This is a genomic window from Sphingomonas sp. ABOLG, assembly GCF_003950435.1.
In the GTDB taxonomy this organism is placed as follows: Bacteria; Pseudomonadota; Alphaproteobacteria; order Sphingomonadales; family Sphingomonadaceae; genus Sphingomonas; species Sphingomonas panaciterrae.
Map to the genome: position 1 here is coordinate 1 of NZ_QQWW01000023.1, position 20889 is coordinate 20889.

Genomic DNA, 20889 nt, shown 5'->3' on the forward strand with positions numbered 1-20889 from the left:
TGGGATCGAGCAGCCGCTTCCGCTGGCCGCAAGGCCCTCAATCTGCCGCCGGATAGCCGCGCCGCCTAAGCGTTCGCTGATTGTTCGCCCTTAGCGTTGTTTAGCGTACCATCCACGCTATGCCCTCCAATGGGACGGAGCGCGGCATATTCCCCCAGGTCGGGGAAGCTGGAAAACTCGCGCGCCGATCGCGTCTTTCCGACGCCCGGCCGGCCATGACACACGCCGATATAGCGGTAGTGCGCGCAGGCTTCGGCAAACTCGACGAACCGGGCATGTTCGCGGGTCGCCAGGAACGGCTGCTCGACCAGGAACTCAATCGTCAGCGGCGTAGAGCCGGAGCCCTCGGTAGGTGGTGGGCCGGGAAGCCGTATCCTCTTGGTCGCCATCGAAGGTCTCCGTGGGGGCAGGCACCTGCTTGTCGCGCTCCTTCGCGCCGCGCCGGGCGCGCTGGATCGCGCGCAACGACGGGTGCCCAGCGTGCTCGGAGCTGAGCGCACGGCAGACGAACCGGCCCTGGTGGTAGACGTGGATCTCGGTCAGGTCGCGGGGGTCATAGACCGCCTCGACCTGCTCGCCGACGAAGGCCGCGAGCGTGGGTTCGACATAGCGCCTGCCCATCAGACGGATGCCGTCGCGCAGCACTTTACGGGGCTTGGGCACGTGCACGAGCAGCATGTCGAGCTGTTCAAGGCTGTCGGGCATTGCGGGCAGGAACCCGCCCTTCTGCCAGCGCGTGATCGGCGGTTCGCCGGTGCTGCCATGCGGGCGACGATGATAGACGCCGCACACGAACGCCTCGAAGCGGGCGCGCAGCTCGTCGAGCGTGAGCACTGGCGCCGACAGCGGCTTGCCCGCGATCAGGTGGCCGGGCAGGTCGGGCAGGAACATGTCGTTGATGGTGCGGAACAGCCGCTCGATCTTGCCGCGCCCGCGAGGACGCCCCGGCAGCGAATGGATGAGGCGGATTTTGAGGGCGATGCACGCCTGCTCGATATGCTCGGAGATGAAATCCGAGCCGTTGTCGACGTAAAGCTGTTCGGGAATGCCGCTGACGATCCATTCGGGATTGGGCTTGCGCCAGATCGCCTGCCGCAAGGCGAGCGCCGTGTTGAGGGCACTGGGGGCATCGAGGCTGAGGAAGTAACCGGCGATGGCTCGGCTGTGATCGTCAACGATGACGGTCAGCCAAGGACGCACCGGGGTTCCGGCATCATCGAGCACGAGAATGTCGAGAACGGTATGATCGGCCTGCCACATCTCGTTCGAGGTCGCGGCTTCGCGCCGATGCACTAGCTCGTGCTGGTCGCGGTAGACGGCCGGATCGGAGGCTGCGGCGATCTGGCTTGCCGGTATCGCCCTGACGACACGCGCGACGGCCGCATAGCTGGGGGTTCGGTGTCCATGCGCGATGGCGAGTTCCTGCACCTTTCGGTGAATGGCGGCGACCGGGGGTCGCGGGCGCTTGGTGGCGAGAGTGCGGGTCAGTTCGACCAGATGTTCCGGCAGGTGCAGCCTGCCCCGATCGTTGCGCGGCAGACGCGCGAGACCGGCAAGTCCTTCGGCACGGTAGCGCCCGAGCCAGCGCTGCAACGTCCGCTCGCTCAGCGTGCCGGTGCGGGCGAGGTCCGCGAGCGGGATGCCATCGGCGAGGTGCGGTTCAAGGACGCGGTAGCGCTCGATCGCCAGCGGCGGGACAAGCGCCGGATGCGTCACCGCCGACGGTCCGTGTCGCAGGTAAGGAAAACGGAGATTTGCCTGCCCATCGCCATGCGAGTCCGCTCGCGTTGCCAAACCGGCCTGTTCGACGTAAATCTACCCGGTAAAGAAAACTAGGGCAACATAGACCTGCCGATGACGACTTTCTTCCCAAACCGCGCCCGATCGGGGCGCCACCGGCCCTACGCATGAAAATCGGTTACGCCCGCGTATCGACCGCCGAGCAGAACCTGGACCTCCAGCGTGATGCGCTGAAGGCTGCCGGCTGCGAGAAGGTCATCACCGACAAGGCCTCCGGGGCGACTGCCGCTCGCCCTGGATTGGAAAAGGTGAAGGAGCTGCTTCGCGCCGGCGACACACTGGTGGTCTGGCGCCTCGACAGGCTCGGCCGCTCGCTCCGTGATCTGATCGGATGGATGACCTACCTCGACGAGGAAAAGGTCGGGCTGCTGAGCCTGCACGAGGCGATCGACACGACCACCACGTCGGGCAAGCTTACCTTCCACCTGTTCGGGGCATTGGCGGAGTTCGAGCGCAACCTGATCCGCGAGCGGACCCAGGCCGGTCTCACCGCAGCCCGCGCTCGCGGCAAGAAGGGTGGCCGGCCGGCCGCACTCGGCAAGGACAAGCGCGACCTGGCCTTCAGGCTCTACCACGAGAACACGATGCCGATCGCCAAGATTTGCTCGATGCTCGGCATCTCCAAGCCAACACTCTACGCCTATGTGCGATCGGCCGAGACCAAGCCGGTAGCCGCGTAGCGACGCTCGCCGACAAATAGCGCGATCAGAATGCCGCCACTTAGCGCGAGCGTTTACACCCAGCATTTCCAACGGTTTGCAGGTGTCAGAACCCTGTGTCAGAACGGGAGCATGGAAATCGGCTATGCCCGCGTGTCGCGTGGCGATCACCAGGACCTCGACCCGCAGCTTCGCGCGCTGACCGATGCGGGCTGCGCGACGATCTACCAGGAGGAAGCGTCGGGCGGCCAAGCCGATCGGCGCGAGCTGGCGCGCGCGATCGGCGCATTGAATCCTGGCGACGTGCTGGTGGTGTGGAAGCTCGACCGTCTCTCCCGCTCGCTTCGTGACCTCCTGTTCACCTTAGAGGCCATCACGACAGCCGGCGCCGGCTTCCGGTCGCTGACTGAGGCGATCGACACGACGACCGCTCCCGGCCGGCTGATGACGCAGATGCTTGGCGCGTTCGCCGAGTTCGAGCGCGCCATGATCCGCGAGCGAACCATGAACGGACTGGCGCACGCGCGCAAAGCCGGCCGGCATCTTGGACGCCGGCCGAGCCTTACCGGCCAGCAGCGCGCCGAGATCATCGCCAAGGCGGAATCCGGCCAGGGCTCCCCTGCCCAGCTCGCCAGCCTCTTCCGCGTATCCCGCTCCACCGTGCAGCGTGTATTGCGCGAGCACCGCGCTCGCCAAGCAGTTGACTGATACGCTGACCCCAGCGGCTCGATCGGAGCGCATGCGCCAAGTGCGGGGAAAGGATACCCGTCCGGAAATGGTGGTGCGTCGATTGGCGCATCGGCTCGGTTATCGCTTTCGCCTGCACCGACGCGACCTGCCCGGCAGCCCGGACCTCGTGTTTCCGGCCCGGCGAGCGGTGATCTTCGTGCATGGATGTTTCTGGCATCAGCACGATTGCCCGCGCGGCGCGCGGCGGCCGGCGAGCAACGCCAGCTATTGGCATTCCAAGCTGGCGAGGAATGTCGAACGGGACCGGGAAGCGCGGCAGCGCCTTGAAAGCCAAGGCTGGCGAGCCTTGGTGATATGGGAATGCGAGATGCGGAATGCCGACGAGCTATCCCGCCGCCTGACCGGTTTTCTTGGTGATTAGACCCGGCGGATAGCCGCCATGTCCGATACCTTCTGGACGGCGCCGGCGCGCCGGACCGTGGTGCGCCGCATCAGGTCAGCCCCGGCTTGCATCACTTCGAAATCGACGTGATTCAGTTCGGCGTCGTATCCTTTGAAGCAGCGGTGGAAGGCCGAAAGCAGCTCAACAGCAGCGATTGGCTGGGCTGAGACGGAGGGGCTGGCGAGGGACGGCACGGTGCTGGGAAACAGATAAATGCAGGCGGGTGGAACCCGAAAAGGGCCAATGTCGGTGAGCCTCGATCCGTCCTCGCCGGCCACCTTGGGGCATGGGCGCCCGATCGTGCCGCACACCATATCCCAGACGATCAGACCATCCACCCGCTGATTGCGTGAGATGACCTCGGCGCTGAGGCGAGTGTGGATCCCCGACCAGGCATTGCGCCGTGGATCGGCGCCAAGATTGGTGCAGATGCTCCAGATCACGAACTCATCGGCATCGGCCGGGCGCTCGAATATGTTGGTGTTGTTGCCGTCCAGGCAGCCTTTCAGGTCAATGACGGCCCTGCGTCCGCTTGGGAGCCGGACGGCATAGTCGTTGCGACTGGAATCCTCCGTCAGGTCCCATCCTGCAATGAAGCCTTCATCCTCCATGTGGTTCAGGACGTGCTGAACGAACTCGCGCTTGGCGCGCATCGTCGCGGAGAACTGCCCCCTCACCCGCTCGACCGCGCCCCGGAAGAGGCCCGAATTGTAGAAGTCGCGTTCATCCAGGCCATGATCGCCGAGCCGGTGCGCCTCGGTCTTCAAGACCTCCGCGAACCGCTCGATTTGCGCGCGCAGATCGCTGTTCTGCTCGCAGGGGATGACGCTCATGCAGCCGCCCGTTCGGCCGCCTCCGCCATTCCGAGCAAGGGCTCCAGGATATGATGGGCCAAGTGCCGAACCACCGGGACCGCCACTCCGTCTCCCGTGAGGTGGTAAGCTTCATTGTAGTTGCGGGGTAGCTTGTAGTCGTCGTCCAGGCCCATCAGGCGCGCCGTCTCGCGCGCGGAGATCAGCCGCGATCGGACCTTGGCGCCATCGATGACGACGATGACCTGCCGACTGGACCCGCCTGCGGGCGTTCGCAGGCAGCCCGAAATATCATCGAAACGCACTTCCGCGCGCTGCACCTTCACGCCCTTTTCGTTGAGCCGGGTGCGCTTGTAGACGCCGCCCACCACGCGATGTCCGGCCCGCTTGGCCGCGTTCACCTTGGCGAGGTTGAGTGGCGACATCATGCCAAGGAGTTGCTGGGTTTCCGCCGGCGTGTGCCAGGGCACGCTCGACGGGCTCTCCTCGATCATGTCGGCGAACGTCGTATTGCGGCGGTTCGGCGTCGGCATGTTCCACCACAGCATTGCTTCGCGCAACGCGGCCGGCAGCCGTTCGACGGCGCTTTGCAGCCCGCGAGTATGGAAGGGCTCGATGGGACCAGGCGCAAGCAATGCCGGATCAACCTGCACGTCCCCATGAACGCCGACCACGAACAGCCGAGGACGGGATTGCGGAAGGAACAGGGCCGCATTGATGACGAGGGCGCCGCAGCGATACCCGGCATCCACGAAGGTTTGGCAGATCGCCTCGAAATCCTTGCCGCCATGCGAGGTCAGCGTCCCGCACACATTCTCGAGCGCGATCACCTTGGGCGCGCGATCATCCGCGATCAGCCCCTTAATCACGTCCCAGAATGGATAGAAGGTTCCAGACCGCTCGCCGCGCAAGCCGGCGCCGCCGCCTGCGAGCGACAGGTCCTGGCAGGGGAATGACCCCCAGACGAGATCAGCGACGCCGGGCAAATCCGCCGCGGTGATTTGCTTCACGTCGCCAACCTTCAACTCGCCTCCCGTCCCCCAGTTAGCTTGGTAGGTGAGCCCCTTCTTATGATCGAAGTCGTTGGCGAACAGGCAGGTCCAACCCGCTCCCAACCCGGCGCGGGCCATGCCGCCTCCGGCGAAGAACTCATAGAACTTAGCCATTGGCGACCCGGCTTTCCTCACGGCGGTCGTTGGCGCCCGTCTCGCGCGCCAGCTTCTCCGCGATAGCTTCCGTGATCCAGGTGTTGCGCGAGACATTGCCGGGACGGCCAGCGCGCGCAGCGTCGATCAGCGCGAACGTCTCGGCGGAGAGACGCAGGTTTATGCGATCAAGGTCGCGCACCGTGGCGGGCTTGGAGTTCGTAGTCATGGCGCCACTGTGGCGCCACAATCACCTTCTGTCTAGTATGTTCTGCATCTGTTCCAAAAAATGAGCAAGCCCCCTACTCTTCTCCCGGATCAGACTCGCCCGTCAGGCCCAGCAGCTCGGCATGGTAGCTCGCCAGTCGTTTGAAGTGGGCGTCCATAGCCCGAGCTACTTGCGGAGAGTTTTTCACCGCCAGGAAATGGCCGACGATCTGCGTGTAGTGGCCTGCCTGGCGCGGAAGTCGCTGCACCGGATCGATCTTGTCGGCGATCTCCTCATCCGACATGACCTGAACCACTTGGGTCGGCTCCGGCACTGGCGCTCCCTCCGGAGGGGCCGCCGGGATAGACCCGTTCATCAGCTGAGACTTTGGATTGAAGTGGTGGAACAGCACGCCTTCCAACGGCGTAATTTCTTCCTTCGTATCCACTGGGTAGGCGAGCACCCAAGCGATCTCCCAAACGTCGATCTGACGATTGGCAATAATGTCGGAGCGGGCGGAAGTCAGATGCCGCGCAACGCGGCTGCGAATACCATCCTTGGATTGGCCTACGTAGATCGGAACTTGGTCCAGATCGCAAAGGACATAGACGCCAATCTGGTTGGTAAGGGTGCGGACCGCCTTCTTCCTAAATGTAAAATCGATCGCCACCGCTTACTCCGCCTGAATATCTGGCGGCACGATAGCCTTGGTAAGTTGCAGGCGCCAAGTCGGCGCGTCCTTATGGACCGCGCTCTATCTCCGCTTCGCTCCGACCGAGCCGCCGATCGGCGTCTCGTCCCATGCGGGTGACGATCGCTCGCGCGTGGGACGGTCGCGCCCGTCCAGAGCGGCGCCGGCGGTGCCGGCGGTGTTGCATTTATCGGAGGGAAAGTGAGGCGCCGCCCCCCTCTCCCAGCAACGGCAATCAGCCGGGCCGTGGCTCGGCTACGCCTGCGCCCGCACCACCCCGGCAGATTCCCGCTGCCCCCTCACCCCCCGCTGTTCGCCACGAGGCAGGGCCGATGGCCGAGGCCATCGCCCCGTGGGCGATTTGAAGGAGCAGGACATGGAACAGGACAATCGCGAAAGCTGGCTGAACCGGGTGGCGGCCGGCATGGCGCCGCTGTTCGAGGCGCTGGACGCCCCCCTTCCCTCCCGCGTGCGGGTGGCGATCGGCTTCACCAGCAGGGGCGCCAAAGGCAAGGCGATCGGAGAGTGCTGGGACAATCGGCGCAGCGGCGATGGGCATTTTGAGATATTCATCCGGCCTGACCTCGCCCACGCCCCCGATGCGATGCCAGCGCAGATCGCAGCGATCCTCGCGCACGAGCTGGTTCACGCGGCGGTCGGGATCGGGGCCGGGCACGGGAGAGCGTTTAAACGGATCGCAGTCGGGCTCGGGCTGGTTGGGCCAATGCGCGCCACCACCCCCGGCGATGCTTTCCTTGGCGCCATTGCGCCGATTCTCGCTGCGGCAGGCCCCCTGCCCCATGCTCGGCTCGACACTGACGGGGAGACCACCCGGCCCAAGAAGCAAGCGGCGCGGATGCTGAAATGCGAGTGCGCGACGTGCGGCTACACGGCGCGAACCGCGCGTAAATGGCTGGAGACAGCGGGTGCGCCCTTGTGCCCGATCAATGGCCACGGACCCATGCGCCACGATGCGCTCGACAGCGACGATGAGGCAGCGGGCTAACCTAGGTCCCAAAAGTCAGACTGCCGGTGGGTGGCGGGACTCCAATGGGTTGTGCCATTCTTCAAATTTGAATAACACCACACTAACAAGATTGAAGGTGTGCACACGTGCAGACAATTACATTAGCAGCTCAAAAAGGCGGGGTTGGAAAAACCACGTTGGCCGTCAATTTGGCGGTGGCGGCCCAATCCATCGGCATCAAGACCGCGCTGTTCGACCTCGACCCGCAGGAGAGCGCCACAGCATGGAGTGAGCGCCGTGAGGCCGACCTGCCGCATGTCGAGCCGATCAGCGCTCGGCGGCTGGGTCAGGCGATCGATGCCGCCGAGGCGAATGGCTTTGCGCTAACCATCATCGACACACCGCCTGCCGCTGGCGCTGAAGCCGTTGCCGCCGCGCAACGCGCCGACCTTGTTCTGATTCCATGCCGCCCTTCCCTCATCGATTTGGACGCGATCAAACGCACCGCCCAGCTCATCAGCAGCACCGGCAAGAGTGGCTATGTCGTGTTCAATGCTGCTCCCCCGACAGCCACGGCGCTGTTGGAAGATGCCCGGACCTTGGTTGAGGCCTCGGGGCTGAAAGTCGCACGCGCGGTGCTGCGCGAGCGCAGCGTCTATCGTGCAGCATGGCCTTACGGCCTTGGTGTCATCGAGCATGAGCCGGCCGGAAAAGCCGCTCAGGAGATTGCATCACTGCGCGAGTTCCTGTTTGAAGTCTTGCAGGACTGCACACCTGCAAGTTTGAAGGTTTGATATGGCACGTCGTTCATCTCTTCTCGCGCCGGCGATTCCGGAGAAGCCAACGCAAGACGCTGCGACGGAGGCGCGGCCTTCCCCCGTGCCGGAGCAGCCGGCGGCACGATCCGGCGGACGGCGCACTGGCAAGTATCATCTCGGAGCCTATTTTGATCCGGCAGACCCGACTGCGGAGGCCTTCCGAGTGCTGGCAGCGCGGACGCGGCGCAGCCATCAGGACTTGCTGGCCGAAGCCATCGCCGAGCTGGTGGCCAAGTATGATGCTAACCAGCAATTTGGCCGGTGATGGTGTGCAATTCTGCACACTTGCAGGCGCGCAAGGTTGAACTGTGAAAAAGCGACGGGACCCTAATCCGGAGTTCGATCTCTTCCTGCCGATCATGGGCGACCTTCCGCTCAAGGATCAGCGGGAGACGATGGAGCGACCATTCTTCTCGTTGCAGAAGCGCAAGCGGGTTAAGCCGATCGAATATACCAGCCCCGATGGGGCGACCTGGGTGAAGATCGAAGCGATCCCGGCTTATGGCATGGCGACGATCTGGGATGCCGATATCATCATCTGGGCTACCTCGACGCTGAACCGGATGCGTGAGCAGGGGATCAACGACCTTCCGAGGACGCTCACCACCACATCCTATGACCTTTTGCGGGCGATCAAACGCGATACCAGCGGGAGGGCCTACCAGGAGCTCCAAGCGGCTCTCCAGCGGCTACAAACCACTTCTATCTCTACGTCCATCCGCGCACCCAAGCGGCGCAGCAAGGCAGGCTTCAACTGGCTGGATAAATGGACCTTGGAGGTGGACCCCGACACTGACCAGCCCCGGGGCATGACCATCACTCTGTCCGATTGGGTCTATGAAGGCATCATGGCGGAGCGGTCGCTGCTCACCATGCATCCCGATTACTTCCTGCTTTCCGGAGGACTGGAGCGAGCACTCTACCGCATCGCCCGCAAGCACGCCGGCAACCAGCGAGGCGGGTGGACCTGCCGGGTCGAGGTGTTGCGCGACAAGACCGGCAGCGACAGCAAGCCCAAAGAGTTCAACCGGATGCTGCGCAAGATCATCGAGGCAAACCAGCTTCCTGATTATGTCCTAGAAATGGCGACGACTACGGATGGCAGCCCGGCCGTATTGTTCCGGTTGAGAGGAGAGGCGGAGGCTTTGGCGCTATCCGAACAACTCCAGGCCGAGCAGGAACGGCGTGCTCGCTTGGATGCCGATCGGCGGAGAACCGCTGAGGTTGATGACCTCATGGATCAGCTCGCACGCCGCCCCTGACTATCGTGGTTTCACACACCGCAGCTCCGAGAGGGTGGGCAGCATGACGGGGGGCGTGGGGCAAATAGCTACCCCGAGAATGGCAATCTGAAGCCTCTTACTATCGTGGGATCACACACCTTTCCTTCGTGGGATCACACACCCCACTATCGTGGGATCACACACCGAATCACGTGGTTTCGCCCACCGGCCATCACGACAAGTGACTGGAAAAAAAGCAATATTTCTGCTTTTCCACAGGCTTAACTTGTTTAACAATTCCTATTTAACAGAATCTCTTAACGTCAGGACGCGCCCAGAAGCGTGACCACAGAAGGACAAGCGGAACCGGCGGTGTGCGCCTTCAGCGTTCCGCCGGCGGAGAGGGCAATAAGGCGCTACCCCAAAGCTCACTGATCGATCTTCCAGGACCGGTGTGTGGGATCACGCCAGGTCGAACAGGCCGGCGAACTCGCGCTGGTCATAGTAGCGGACCTTGCCGGCCCAGAGCGGGCGTTCGCCCTGGCGCAGCAGCAGGAGCGTGTCAGCCGGCATCCGCATGATTTCGTCGGGCGTGACGAGCCGTCGCGCTGTGACATGGGTGCTGACACTTTCTGAGGGACCGGCGCGATTGTCGCCCCAGCCCGTGCCCCGCGACGTGCTGAGGGTCGCATATTCCAGTGTCGTGTCTCCAATCGTACGCGAGAGCATGTCGGCCGTCGCATGGTCGTTGACCCCGAACGTCTGGATGACGCCGGCATTGGACAGGAAGGTGCCGGCGCGCTCGCCATAGAGCGCGCGAAGCTGGTGCATGTCCTGGAGGATCGGCCAGAGCTGGAGGCCGTAGCCTGCCATCAGCCCCATCGCGCGCTCAACCGGTTCGAGACGGCCGAGGGCGGCGAACTCATCGAGCAGGAACAGCACCGGACGTTCCGGCCGGGCAGGGGAGCGGGCCATGTCGGTGACGGCCTGCGCCACCAGCAGCCGCAGCCAGCGGGCATAGGTATCGAGCCGGTCGGGCGGCAGGCACAGGAACACGGTGCCAGGCCGCTCCTTGAGGTCCGCGAACCGGAAATCGGAGGCTGACGTGCTTTCGACCAGGCGCGGGCTGTCGAGAAAGTGGGTGTGGCGCTGCGCGGATGACAGCACCCCGGCGGCCTCGCGATCGGACTTGCCGAGCTGGCGGTTGCCGGCGCGCGCGATCAGGCCATGCGCGCCGGTGCTGGCTTGCATGTCCGTCAGCAGCGCGGCGAAGGCGGCGGGGTCGCGGGTGAGCTTGTCGCGCACGGTGGCGAGCGTGGCCTGGGACACGGGCTCATGGACGACGGTGTGCAGGATCACGCCGGCGATCAGCGCCTTGGCTTCCTCGTTCCAGTGCGCCTCGCCCGATTGCCCCGGCGCATCGTGGACCAGCGCGTCGGCGATCGTCTGCGCATCTTCCGCGAGGTCCGGGCTTGCCGGGTCGAGCTGCGCCAGAGGGTTGTAGCGAGCCGCAGGACACCCTGAGACGCCGAAGGGGTCCAGGCACCACACAGCGCCCTTGCTGGCCCGCGCACGGGCCGTGACGCGGGCATTCTCGCCCTTGGGGTCGATGCAGACCACGGAGCGGTCGAGCAGCAGCAGGTTAGGGATGATCGTCCCGACGCCCTTGCCCGAGCGGGTGGGTGCGATCGTCAGCAGGTGCGCTGCGCCGTCATAACGCAGCAGCTTGCCGGATTCCTTGGCGCGGCCGATCAGGAGATCCCCACTCGCTTCCAGCTTGCGCACGTCAGCACGGTCGCCGAAGCGGGCCGAGCCCAGCAGCTCGCTCCTATGCTTGCCGGCGCGGCTGTTGATCCACCAGGTCGCGCCGATCAGGCCGACCAGGACCAGGAACGACACCGTGCCGGAAATCTGCCCGACGCCGAACATGCCTTCCAGCCATCGCGCGGTCGCATAGGCCGCGACGAACGCAACGACGATCGCAAGCCGCCAGCTGATCGGCCGACGCCCGCCGATGAGCGGCCCCGGCATCAGCCGGCCTGTTCCAGCGGCGTGATCGCCAGCGCGGGATCAGCGTCGGGATGATTGAGCAGCTTGAGGATGATTTGCGTGGCGAGGGGAGGGGGCACGGCCTCATCGCGCAGCATGTCGAACAGCATGTGCTCGTCAGTTTCCAGCGCCATGCCTTCGATGGCGAGATTGGCGCGGGACTCAGCATCGGCTTCGCGCCATTCCGCTACATCAGCCGGCGTGCCGCGCTCGAACTCCAGCGCGCGAACCTCCCGGCGGATCGCATCGAGGTCGAGGAGGGGCGTCACGGCTTCATCCTTTCTCGCGGTATGGTGGCTAGGTGTTCATTTGGGGGCCAGCGCGAAGTTCACGCGCACCGTCACCATTCCGGCATTGGTCCCCGCCATTACAGGAGCCGACGCCTGTTCCGCCTGCACAGACACCGGCGGCGGCGCGACCATGCGCGCATCCATTGCCCCCATCTGCGGCATATAGCCGCCCTGGCCGCCATCGTGGATCGCGAGCACGCGGGCGATGCGCAGGCCGGCGGCCTTGGCATAAGCCTCGGCCTTGGCGCGGGCGGACTTGTAGGCGGCATCATAGCCGCTCAGGTTCGCCTTCTCGGGATCGGTAACGGAGAGGTCAGGGCCAGACACGATGTTCGCGCCGGCATCGGTGACGGCGGCGATCGCCTCACCGACCCGCGCCGTGTCACGCATCCGCACGTTGAGGGTATTGCTCGCCTCGAAGCGGCCCTTGTTGGGGCCATAATCCACGCGATTGACCGACAGGCTGCGGGTCTGGATATCGCGCGCGGGCACGTTCAGCCGGGCAAGGGCGGCCGTGATCCGGCTCATGGCTTCCGCATTCTTCGCGCTGGCGCTTTTCGCATCAGCCGCCACGCTCGACAGGCCGGCGGTGAACAGCGCCTGGTCGGGCGCGGCTTCGGTGCGTCCGGTGCCTGTTACCGTCAACAAAGTCTCACCGGTTTCGAGGCCTTGCGGATCGGCAGGGCCTCGATCGCAACCGGCGATGATGACGCAGAGCGGCAAGGTCCATAGAATCTTCCTCAAGACAGCTCCTCCACATTGCTTTCCGCATCGAACGCGCGTTTGCCGCGCCGCTTCCAGAGCGCGAGCGTGTCGCCGGCCTCGCCGCCGCGAGCGCGGCCGACCAGTTCCAGCAACGCGCCGTAGATCGTGGCGCGATCGTCGTCGGCGAGTTCGACCAAGCCGGCTTTCTGGACGAGGCCGCCCAGCTCGATCAGGTGGCGGGTGCGTTCGCGCCGAGCCAAGACCCAGCCCCGCGTATCAGTCCGACGCCGTGCCGCTTCCAGACGCTGGATCATCGCCCGGTTGCGCGTTCCCGCTATCGCCGTTGCCGACAGCAGTCCGGCCACCTTTGCGCCCGCGCCGTTGAAAGAAAGCGGAGCCTTTCACGCGCCACGCCTCCTTCACTTCCGCGTTCTGCGAGGTGACGGCATCGAGCAGCGCGCCGGCGAGCGTTTCCATGTCGAGCGCGTCTGCGCCGGTGGCGGTGACAAGCTGGCCGAGCTGTTCGATGCGGCGCGCCTTGATCGCCTTGGCGCGGCTCTCCAGCGCCTTCAGCTCCGCGTCATAGTCGCGCACCTTGCGCATGGTGCTCTCTCCGTTCGCGTCAGGTTCACCGCAGCCTAGCAAACAGGAACGAGCAGGCAACCCATAACGGGAACGCACCACAGTCAATCAGCAGGAGCGGAGCGGATGATGAGTGCGCGCTTATACGTCGTTGCCGACGTGCGCTAAGTAAGGCAGATTGAGAAGTGCGATGGCGATCTACCATTTCAGCGCCAAGGTCATCAGCCGCGCGAAGGGTTCCAGCGCCGTCGCGTCCGCTGCCTATCGTTCCGCATCGCGGCTGTTCGACGAGAAGCTGAACCGCCATCACGACTTCTCGAATAAGGCCGGCGTCATCCACTCCGAGGTGATGTTACCGGACGGCGCGCCAGAGCGTTTAAACGACCGCACCGCGCTCTGGAACGAGGTGGAGGCAGGCGAGAAGCGCAAGGACGCGCAGCTTGCCCGCGAGGTGGAGTTCTCGATCCCGCGCGAGATGGATCAGCAGCAGGGCGTGAGCCTCGCCCGCGACTTCGTACAGAAGCAGTTTGTCGATCGGGGAATGGTCGCAGACCTCAACGTGCATTGGGACAAGGCGGACGACGGTAGTCCCAAGCCGCACGCGCATGTCATGCTGTCGATGCGCGAGGTAGGACCGGAGGGGTTCGGCAAGAAGGTCCGGGACTGGAACGGCACCGAGCTTTTGCAGGAGTGGCGCGAGGCATGGGCCGCCCATGTGAACGAGCGCATGGCCAAGCTTGGGCTGGAGGGCCGGATCGATCATCGCTCCTATGCCGACCAGGGCATTGCGCTGGAGCCGCAGCACAAGATCGGTCCGGCGGGAATGCGCCGCCTCGATCGCGGCGAGGATGCCGAGCGGGCTGATGACCACCGGCGTATCGCGCGGGAGAATGGCACCAAGATCATCGGTGATCCGCGCATCGCGCTGGACGGGATAACGCGGCAGCAATCGACCTTCACCACCCGCGACCTGGCGATGTTCGTCCATCGCCATTCGGACGGCAAGGAGCAGTTCGACCGGGTGATGGCGGCGGTGCGCGCCAGCCCCGAGCTTGTGGCGCTGGGCAAAGACGGACGCGACCAGGAGCGGTTCACCTCCCGCGAGATGATCGCGACCGAGGCGCGGCTTGAGCGCGCAGGCGACGAGCTTGCGCGCAGTAGCGGGCATGATGTCTCTGATCGTCATCGCGCGGGCGCGTTGGAGGCGGCGGAAGGGCGCGGCCTGGTGCTGTCGGGCGAGCAGCGCGACGCCTTCGACCATATCACCGAGGGCCGGGGGGTGGCGTCGGTCATCGGCTATGCCGGCACCGGCAAGTCGGCGATGCTGGGCGTCGCGCGCGAGGCGTGGGAGCGCGAGGGCTATCAGGTGCGCGGCGCGGCCTTGTCCGGGATCGCGGCCGAGAACCTTGAGGGCGGATCGGGCATCCAGTCCCGCACCATCGCCAGCCTTGAACATGCGTGGGCGCAGGGCCGCGACCAGCTGTCCCGCAACGACGTGCTGGTGGTGGACGAGGCAGGTATGATCGGCACCCGCCAGATGGAGCGGGTGCTGTCCCATGCCCGCGACGCCGGCGCGAAGGTGGTGCTGGTGGGCGATCCCGAACAGTTGCAAGCGATCGAAGCCGGAGCGGCGTTCCGGTCGATCAGCGAGCGCCACGGCGCGGCCGAGATCACCGAGGTTCGCCGGCAGCGGGACGACTGGCAGAAGGAGGCGACGCGCTCGCTCGCCACGGGCCGCACCGGCGAGGCGCTGCACGCCTATGAGAGCCGGGGCATGGTGCAGGCGGCCGACACGCGCGAGGCGGCGCGGGGCGAGCTGGTGGACGGTTGGGACCGGCAACGCCAGGCCGAGCCGGACAAGACCCGCATCATCCTCACCCACACCAATGCCGAGGTGCGGGAGCTGAACCAGGAAGCGCGCGAGCGAGTGCGCGCGTCGGGCGGGCTGGGCCCGGACGTGGGCGTCACGGTCGATCGCGGCCGGCGCGACTTCGCATCCGGCGATCGGATCATGTTCCTGCGCAACGAGCGTTCGCTTGGCGTGAAGAACGGCACGCTGGGCACGCTGGAGCAAGTCAGCGAAGGCCGCATGGCGGTGCGGCTCGACGGGGGCAGCCGGGTCGCGTTCGACCTCAAGGACTATGCCCATGTCGATCATGGCTATGCCGCGACCATCCATAAGTCACAGGGCGTGACGGTGGATCAGGCGCATGTGCTGGCGACGCCGGGGATGGACCGCCACAGCGCCTATGTCGGCATGTCGCGGCACCGTGACGGGGCGCAGCTCCACTATGGGCGTGATGATTTTGCCGATCAGCGTCAGCTCGCCCGTGTCCTGTCGCGTGACCGCGCCAAGGACATGGCCGGCGACTATGGGCGTGAGGGCGCTACGGCCGAGCATGACCGGGTGCGTGCGTTCGCCGAGCGGCGCGAGATCCGGTTCCCGGAACTCGCGCGGGAGATGGTCGCCAAAGTACAGGCGAAGACCAAGGGCATGTTCGCCGGCTTCCGCCCGAAACCAACGTCGCCCGAGCCGGCGCGCGACGGCAAAGGGGGTCCGATTAACACCGGCTCCGAGCGGGGATCGCCCGCGCCCAATCAGGCCAAGGCGATCGAACGCTATGCGCGCGCTCAGGCCGATATGGACCGGATGCGCGAGAAGGGCTTGCCTGTGCTCCCGCACCAGAAAGAGGCGCTGGCGAAGGCTGGGGACGCGCTCGATCGGGTGCGCCCCCAGGCGGCCCGGGATTTGTCGTCCGCGTTCGAGCGCAACCCCGCACTGGTGCGCGACGCGGCCGAAGGCAAAGCCGGCGGGGCGGCGCGGGCAATGGCCGAGGAAGCCCAGGTCCGTTCCAATCCCGAACTGCGCGCCGACCGCTTCGTGGAGCGCTGGCAAGGCATGGCGCGCGAGCGGGCCGAGCTCGCGCGCAGCGGCGATCGTGCCGGCGCGGAGCGCACGGCCAAGAAGATGGATGGCTTGGCGGGAGGGCTGCATCGCGATCCGCAGCTCGAATCCGTGCTGCGGCGGCGCGCGCCCGAGCTGGGGCTGGAGATGCGTCGGGATCGTCCGATCAGCCAGGAATTGACCCGTTCGCTGGAAATTGGCCGCGACCGAGGATTGAGCCGATAAGGAGAGACAATGGCGGACGAGGAATGGGAGGAAGGCGGCGACGCGGCAACGGAGGCGTTCGAGCAGGTGCGCGTTGCGGTCGAGCAGCAGCGCGGCGAACTAGCGTTGATGCGCCGCGCCATCGAGGGACTGGCGGCCGAGCGCACCAGCATCGACGTGCCGGATTATTCCGAGACGCTGGGGCATGTCGTCCAAGGGCTGGACGGCATCAACGGACGCCTGGACCAGGTTACGACGGCCATCGTGAAGTCGCCGGCGCTGGCGATGACGCCTGCGCAGGTTTCGACGCAGATCAATCGAGCGGCGGCCGACCTTCGCAGCGCCGATCATGCCGCCCTCGCCACCGCCACCAACGAGATGAAACAGCAGGGGCGCGAGCTGCGCACCGTCGTTCAATCGGCGCTGACGGCGCGGGATCAAAAGAACCGTCAACTATGGTTCGGGCTGGGCGGGTTGCTTATCGGCATCCTCCTCTGGTCCTTCCTGCCCGGTATGGTCGCGCGCGAGATCGCGCCGGCGAGCTGGCAATGGCCCGAACGCATGGCGACGCGGGTTCTTGCCGAGGCGACACCGTGGGATGCCGGGCAGCATCTTATGGCGAGCGCATCGCGGCCGAGCTGGGAGGCGATTGTCGCGGCCGACAGGTTGCTGCGCGACAATCGAGAAAAGATCGAAGGATGCCGGCAGACCGCAAGGAAGGCGGATCAGCCGGTGCGATGCACGATCCAAGTAGGAGCATAGAAATAATGGTGCTTCCCTACCGCTCGACGCCCATATTCGATGAGGTGACATTGCCCGCTGCCCTGCGCTCCGAGCATCGCACCAAGGCCGGTGTGTGGGGCGTGATCCGGGTCATCGAAGGGAGATTGAAGCTTACCTGTCTCGATCCGGCCTCTGAGGTGATCCTTACACCCGATCGGCCAGGGCTGGTGCTTCCGGAACAGCCGCATTTCGTCGAACCGCTCGGAGCCATGCGGATGCAGGTCGATTTCTACGATCAGCGGCCAAGCCTCTAGGGAGAGCCATGCCCAAAACAGCCTTGTCATTCCCGCTTCTTGCCATCCTCGCACTTGGTGGCTGTGTGGCGAGCGCTCCGGCATCGAACCCGAGCGCGCGCCGGTTCAACCTCCGCCGCCTCACGCATCGCCGACAAAGCCGGGTTGGTGATCTTCTTAGCCATCTCGTCCTCCTCATCTTGCAGCAACAGCGCAGCGTTGCCCCGCTTGGATGGGAAGGAAAGGACCTCAGCTAAACCACAACCGGTTCAGTGGCCGGCACGTCCCCGGAATGGGGCGTGCCGCCGGCTGCACGGGAACACTTGGGACGGGAATGAGCTTGGAGAACCTTTTGACCGAGTAGGACATGCGTGAATAGTCATCTGCCTGTCGGCCGCCTCGCCGATCGCCTTCATTCCCTGCCGCGTGAGCGCGCCTGGTTCGCGATTCTCCTCAGCGTCACGGCGCTGGCGCTGGCGAACGCGCATTTTCCCCGGATTGGTCTCGCGCCGCTCTATATGCCGATCGTCTGCGCCGCCTGCTGGGCGCTGGGAAGCCGTGCTGGCTATCTGGTGGCGATCGTCGCGGCCGTTCTCGCGGTCGTGCCGCATCTCGCCGAACTTCCAGGGCTCTCCCCCGCCCTGCTCGGGGCAAGGATGGCCGTGCGCGCCGTCACCTATGTTATCGTCGCCGCCATTGTTCTCAGCTTCCGCCGGTCCTTTGATCGGGAGCACCACCTGGCGGTGCGTGACCGCATGACCGATGCGCTCAACAAGGAGACGTTCCGCGAGCGCGTGATCCATCGTCTCGATCTAGCGGTGCCTGCCCGGCAAACCTTCCTGCTCGCGATCCTCGATCTCGACGATTTCAAGGGCATCAATAACCGCCACGGCCATGTTGCCGGCGACGAGGTGCTGCGCGCCTTCGCGCAGGGCGCACGGAAGACCATCCGGCGCGAGGACGATTTCGGCCGGATCGGCGGCGACGAGTTCGCCTTTTTGCTTCCCGTCCATTCGGCCGAGGAAGGGGTGTATTTCGCCCGCTCGCTCCACAAGCGCCTGTCATCGGTTCTGGCCGACACGTCTCATCCGGTGACGTGCAGCATGGGCGCGCTGCTGATTCACCCTGATACCCCGCGTGACGAACCCTCGTTGATGCACGCGGTCGATCAGCTCATGTACGCGGTCAAGCGCGCCGGGAAGAACGCCGTGGAGATCGGCCGCGCAATGACCGATCGAGACCGGGACACCCTTGTTCCGTCAAGGCTCCGGGTTCCCATCGAGGCATGTCTATGACGAACGACGACACAGCCCTCTCGCTTATGAGGATGGCATTGGCCCAACTGGATCGGAGCGGCCGAGGCGCGACGGCCACCGCCGTCCATTTGCAAGCCGCGATCGACGCCGCGACCGGAGCCGGCCCGATGCAACCCGGCGAGCTGCTGGACGACGAGGGGGCGTTTCCTTTTGAGCCTCTTGCATCGCGTCAGTGAAGCAGCCCTGTTAGGCAGGGTTGAGCGCGCCAGAAAGCGCCCCGATCAGCAGCTCGCGCGAAGCGGGCTTGTGGCAGGTCGGGCGTGAGGCGTGGGCAGCCGGGATCATGCTGGCCGCACCCGTGGCGAAGATGAAGGGCACGCCGCGACGGTCCAGTTCGTCCGCGATCGGGAACGAGGTTTCGGAGCCAAGTTGCACATCGAGGCTGGCGACATGAGGCGACGAGTCCAGCGCCGTCAGGGCGTCCCGCACACAATCGACAGGGCCGACAACTTCCGCGCCTGCTTCGGTTATTATCTCGACCAGCGTGGCCGCGACCCAATAATCATCTTCGACAACCAGCACGCGAAGGCCGCTGATCCCACCTTGTGTAGTCATGCCGCACCAAGCATTTACGCAGCCGTTCCACCGATCAGCGCAGCAACGCGCCGTCTGGCTCTGTGCTCCACGCGGACGTGCAAAATGTTCGTCCTGGGCTCTCGATTGCTCTAAGTAGCCGGGTAGGGGGCACGTAGAGTTATGGTCGATACTGAAACCCGGATTCGTGAGCTTGAGCATCGGTTCAGGAACATTTTCACTGTCGTTCGTTCCCTTGTCAGCCAGAGCTTGCAGGCGGCCGATTCGATCGAAGACGCCCGATCGACCATTGACGAGCGATTGGCGGCGCTGGGCAACGCGACCGAGCAGCTTCTATCCCACAACTGGCAGGCGGCGCCCCTGCCCGCGCTGGCGGAAAATGCGCTGGGCCACTTCACCCTCTACGCGGAGCGGCTTCGCCTCCACGGCCCCACGGTCACGATCGGCCCCAGGGCGACGATGACGTTGACCCTCGCCTTTCACGAGCTGGCGACGAACGCGATCAAATATGGGTCCCTGTCCAATGAGGCGGGCACGATCGAGCTGACATGGAAGGTGCTGGATTCGGGCACCGAAGCCGAGCTTTGGATGCAATGGGCCGAACGGGGTGGCCCGCCAGTCGTCAGGCCCGAGCGGCGGGGCTTTGGGTCGCGGCTGATATGCACGGCCGTGAGCCGCAGCTTGCGCGGCCGTGCCGAGATGGAGTTTCCCGCCTCGGGCGTCGTGTGGACCTTGCTCGCTCCTCTGGCTGCGGTCGAGCTATGATCGAATGCGGATATGGGATACCCCGACGCTAAGCCTTGGGTTCATCGCGCATGCCTGTCTCTCCGGCCCACGCTCCTTGCTCGATCGGGTCCCTCTCGCCACTTTGATCGTCTCTTTTGTCAGGGTCCTGAAATCCGGAGCACGTCTGTATGTCCAAACCGCTTTCCCCCGAAACAATGGCTTTGGTAAAAGCTACGGCGCCTGCGCTCCAGCAGCACGGCGTGGAGATTACCACGCGCATGTATCAGCGCCTGTTCGTCGATCCGGAGATCAAGGCGCTGTTTGACATGGCCGCGCACGAATCCGGCGCGCAGCCCAAGCGGCTCGCGGCGGCGATCCTCGCCTTTGCGCAGAATGTGGACAAGCTCGACGTGCTGAAACCCGCGATCGAGCGCATCGCCGCGCGCCATGTCGAGACCCATATCCAGCCCGAACATTATCCTGCGGTCGCCAACGCGCTGCTGCCGGCGATCCGCGACATATTGGGCGAGGCGGCAACCGATGAGATTCTGAACGCCTGGGGCGAAGCCTACTGGTTCCTGGCCGATATCCTTATCAACCGTGAGGCGCAGCTCTACCGGACTGAGGCGGCATGATCGCCGCATCGGGCCGCTCCTCCCGCTAGGACACTGACTCCTCAGCGCCCGCCAGCCCCATCACGGCGGTAAGGCACCGGCCTTCATTGGCCGAATGGACAGGCACAAGAGAGACGAACTCATCGCCATTCACTCCTGAACACCGTTAGCGAGCTTGACGAGCTTCATCTGCACCTTCTCAAGATCGGCAATGGCCTGATGATCTTCGATCGACCAACCCTCACCTTTTGGCCGTTTCGGCCCCTTTTGTAATCGACCGATGATTGAGGCGGCCTCGTAGACCTCCTGCACGCCGCCATGGCCGCCCAGATCAAGCCGGTGCGCGATTGTCGTGAGCCGATCCACGAAGTTCGTGCGGGCCGCCGGCCCGCTCTGGTGCGCAAGAGCGGCAGGCCCTGCCTTCAGAGCCGTGGCGAGAACATCCAATGCATCATTATATGGGGTATCTGGCATGATAGCTGTCCTTCTTTGC

27 protein-coding genes are annotated in these 20889 nt (G+C 65.0%); 13 read left to right on the top strand and 14 right to left on the bottom strand.

The features are described from left to right. Nucleotides 1–65 precede the first annotated feature (65 nt). Both CA236_RS17285 and CA236_RS17290 read right to left on the bottom strand, forming a co-directional pair. Nucleotides 66–389, bottom strand: coding sequence for a hypothetical protein (locus CA236_RS17285; protein ID WP_241212738.1), 324 nt, complete (start codon nucleotides 387–389; stop codon nucleotides 66–68). Beyond that, on the bottom strand, nucleotides 316–1716 hold the full coding sequence (locus tag CA236_RS17290; protein ID WP_004212864.1) for a Mu transposase C-terminal domain-containing protein: 1401 nt from the start codon (nucleotides 1714–1716) through the stop codon (nucleotides 316–318). The genes CA236_RS17285 and CA236_RS17290 overlap by 74 nt, the downstream gene beginning before the upstream one ends. A 191-nt stretch (nucleotides 1717–1907) precedes the next feature. Here CA236_RS17290 and CA236_RS17295 point away from each other — a divergent pair, with 191 nt between their 5' ends. The 3 genes from CA236_RS17295 (at nucleotide 1908) to vsr (ending at nucleotide 3570) form a co-directional block, all read left to right on the top strand. After that, nucleotides 1908–2480, top strand: coding sequence for a recombinase family protein (locus tag CA236_RS17295; protein WP_125946565.1), 573 nt, complete (start codon nucleotides 1908–1910; stop codon nucleotides 2478–2480). A gap of 111 nt (nucleotides 2481–2591) precedes the next feature. Beyond that, on the top strand, nucleotides 2592–3167 hold the full coding sequence (locus tag CA236_RS17300; protein ID WP_048575155.1) for a recombinase family protein: 576 nt from the start codon (nucleotides 2592–2594) through the stop codon (nucleotides 3165–3167). After that, nucleotides 3160–3570 (top strand): DNA mismatch endonuclease Vsr, encoded by a 411-nt coding sequence (gene vsr / locus CA236_RS17305; RefSeq protein WP_082165959.1) that lies wholly within the window; start codon nucleotides 3160–3162, stop codon nucleotides 3568–3570. The genes CA236_RS17300 and vsr overlap by 8 nt, the downstream gene beginning before the upstream one ends. Here the strand turns inward: vsr and CA236_RS17310 are convergent. The 4 genes from CA236_RS17310 to CA236_RS17325 form a co-directional block, all read right to left on the bottom strand. Next, nucleotides 3567–4424 (bottom strand): hypothetical protein, encoded by an 858-nt coding sequence (locus CA236_RS17310; RefSeq protein WP_048575157.1) that lies wholly within the window; start codon nucleotides 4422–4424, stop codon nucleotides 3567–3569. The genes vsr and CA236_RS17310 overlap by 4 nt on opposite strands. Continuing rightward, the gene (locus CA236_RS17315) at nucleotides 4421–5569 is read right to left on the bottom strand and encodes a DNA cytosine methyltransferase (RefSeq protein ID WP_048575158.1); all 1149 of its coding nucleotides are present in this window, start codon (nucleotides 5567–5569) and stop codon (nucleotides 4421–4423) included. The genes CA236_RS17310 and CA236_RS17315 overlap by 4 nt, the downstream gene beginning before the upstream one ends. Next, nucleotides 5562–5777 (bottom strand): hypothetical protein, encoded by a 216-nt coding sequence (locus CA236_RS17320; RefSeq protein WP_048575159.1) that lies wholly within the window; start codon nucleotides 5775–5777, stop codon nucleotides 5562–5564. The genes CA236_RS17315 and CA236_RS17320 overlap by 8 nt, the downstream gene beginning before the upstream one ends. 73 nt (nucleotides 5778–5850) lie before the next feature. Next, complete coding sequence (locus CA236_RS17325; RefSeq protein ID WP_048575160.1) at nucleotides 5851–6426, bottom strand: GIY-YIG nuclease family protein; 576 nt, start codon at nucleotides 6424–6426, stop codon at nucleotides 5851–5853. A gap of 397 nt (nucleotides 6427–6823) precedes the next feature. Here CA236_RS17325 and CA236_RS17330 point away from each other — a divergent pair, with 397 nt between their 5' ends. From CA236_RS17330 to CA236_RS17340, 4 genes are all read left to right on the top strand, one after another. Next, nucleotides 6824–7453 (top strand): transcription elongation protein SprT, encoded by a 630-nt coding sequence (locus tag CA236_RS17330; RefSeq protein WP_048575161.1) that lies wholly within the window; start codon nucleotides 6824–6826, stop codon nucleotides 7451–7453. 107 nt (nucleotides 7454–7560) lie between these two features. Beyond that, on the top strand, nucleotides 7561–8208 hold the full coding sequence (locus CA236_RS17335; RefSeq protein ID WP_125946566.1) for an AAA family ATPase: 648 nt from the start codon (nucleotides 7561–7563) through the stop codon (nucleotides 8206–8208). Nucleotide 8209: 1 nt separating this feature from the next. After that, entirely contained in the window at nucleotides 8210–8497 is a 288-nt protein-coding gene (locus tag CA236_RS18860) for a ribbon-helix-helix domain-containing protein (RefSeq protein WP_048575163.1), read from the top strand. A 43-nt stretch (nucleotides 8498–8540) separates the two neighbouring features. Beyond that, complete coding sequence (locus CA236_RS17340; RefSeq protein WP_048575164.1) at nucleotides 8541–9494, top strand: replication initiator protein A; 954 nt, start codon at nucleotides 8541–8543, stop codon at nucleotides 9492–9494. 423 nt (nucleotides 9495–9917) lie between these two features. Here CA236_RS17340 and CA236_RS17345 read toward each other — a convergent pair whose 3' ends face one another. The 5 genes from CA236_RS17345 to CA236_RS17365 are packed head-to-tail and all read right to left on the bottom strand — an operon-like array spanning nucleotide 9918 to nucleotide 13102. Continuing rightward, entirely contained in the window at nucleotides 9918–11486 is a 1569-nt protein-coding gene (locus CA236_RS17345; protein WP_125946567.1) for a type IV secretory system conjugative DNA transfer family protein, read from the bottom strand. Further along, nucleotides 11486–11773, bottom strand: coding sequence for a hypothetical protein (locus CA236_RS17350; RefSeq protein WP_125946568.1), 288 nt, complete (start codon nucleotides 11771–11773; stop codon nucleotides 11486–11488). Before CA236_RS17350 ends, CA236_RS17345 begins: the two co-directional genes overlap by 1 nt. Before the next feature lie 36 nt (nucleotides 11774–11809). Then, nucleotides 11810–12538, bottom strand: coding sequence for an SIMPL domain-containing protein (locus CA236_RS17355; protein ID WP_241212734.1), 729 nt, complete (start codon nucleotides 12536–12538; stop codon nucleotides 11810–11812). Beyond that, nucleotides 12535–12759 carry a conjugal transfer protein TraD gene (locus CA236_RS17360; RefSeq protein ID WP_125946580.1) on the bottom strand — a complete coding sequence of 75 codons (225 nt, stop codon included), beginning with the start codon at nucleotides 12757–12759 and terminating at the stop codon, nucleotides 12535–12537. Before CA236_RS17360 ends, CA236_RS17355 begins: the two co-directional genes overlap by 4 nt. Nucleotides 12760–12775: 16 nt before the next feature. Then, entirely contained in the window at nucleotides 12776–13102 is a 327-nt protein-coding gene (locus CA236_RS17365) for a conjugal transfer protein TraD (RefSeq protein ID WP_125946569.1), read from the bottom strand. Nucleotides 13103–13271: 169 nt separating this feature from the next. Here CA236_RS17365 and traA point away from each other — a divergent pair, with 169 nt between their 5' ends. From traA to CA236_RS17380, 3 genes are read left to right on the top strand one after another with little or no spacing between them, the layout of a single operon-like run. Continuing rightward, the gene (traA, locus tag CA236_RS17370) at nucleotides 13272–16211 is read left to right on the top strand and encodes a Ti-type conjugative transfer relaxase TraA (RefSeq protein WP_125946570.1); all 2940 of its coding nucleotides are present in this window, start codon (nucleotides 13272–13274) and stop codon (nucleotides 16209–16211) included. Nucleotides 16212–16220: 9 nt separating this feature from the next. Further along, nucleotides 16221–16952: a DUF6118 family protein gene (locus CA236_RS17375; RefSeq protein WP_061781013.1), complete on the top strand. Its 732-nt coding sequence runs from the start codon at nucleotides 16221–16223 to the stop codon at nucleotides 16950–16952. A gap of 5 nt (nucleotides 16953–16957) precedes the next feature. Continuing rightward, complete coding sequence (locus tag CA236_RS17380) at nucleotides 16958–17227, top strand: DUF1971 domain-containing protein (protein WP_061781012.1); 270 nt, start codon at nucleotides 16958–16960, stop codon at nucleotides 17225–17227. A gap of 26 nt (nucleotides 17228–17253) precedes the next feature. Here CA236_RS17380 and CA236_RS18865 read toward each other — a convergent pair whose 3' ends face one another. After that, nucleotides 17254–17391, bottom strand: a complete 138-nt coding sequence (locus tag CA236_RS18865) for a hypothetical protein (RefSeq protein ID WP_156477841.1) — start codon at nucleotides 17389–17391, stop codon at nucleotides 17254–17256. A gap of 333 nt (nucleotides 17392–17724) precedes the next feature. On the opposite strand from CA236_RS18865, the gene CA236_RS17385 reads away from it, so the two are divergent. Then, nucleotides 17725–18501: a GGDEF domain-containing protein gene (locus tag CA236_RS17385; protein ID WP_241212735.1), complete on the top strand. Its 777-nt coding sequence runs from the start codon at nucleotides 17725–17727 to the stop codon at nucleotides 18499–18501. 207 nt (nucleotides 18502–18708) lie between these two features. Here CA236_RS17385 and CA236_RS18870 read toward each other — a convergent pair whose 3' ends face one another. Then, nucleotides 18709–19044, bottom strand: coding sequence for a response regulator (locus CA236_RS18870; RefSeq protein WP_164518983.1), 336 nt, complete (start codon nucleotides 19042–19044; stop codon nucleotides 18709–18711). 174 nt (nucleotides 19045–19218) lie between these two features. On the opposite strand from CA236_RS18870, the gene CA236_RS17400 reads away from it, so the two are divergent. Together CA236_RS17400 and CA236_RS17405 are read left to right on the top strand one after the other, a co-directional pair. After that, nucleotides 19219–19821, top strand: a complete 603-nt coding sequence (locus CA236_RS17400) for a sensor histidine kinase (RefSeq protein WP_125946572.1) — start codon at nucleotides 19219–19221, stop codon at nucleotides 19819–19821. A 149-nt stretch (nucleotides 19822–19970) separates the two neighbouring features. After that, a complete protein-coding gene (locus CA236_RS17405) occupies nucleotides 19971–20417 on the top strand; it encodes a globin domain-containing protein (protein ID WP_125946573.1) in 447 nt (148 codons plus the stop codon). 129 nt (nucleotides 20418–20546) lie between these two features. Here CA236_RS17405 and CA236_RS17410 read toward each other — a convergent pair whose 3' ends face one another. Beyond that, nucleotides 20547–20870, bottom strand: coding sequence for a hypothetical protein (locus CA236_RS17410; RefSeq protein WP_125946574.1), 324 nt, complete (start codon nucleotides 20868–20870; stop codon nucleotides 20547–20549). Between the last annotated feature and the right edge of the window lie 19 nt (nucleotides 20871–20889).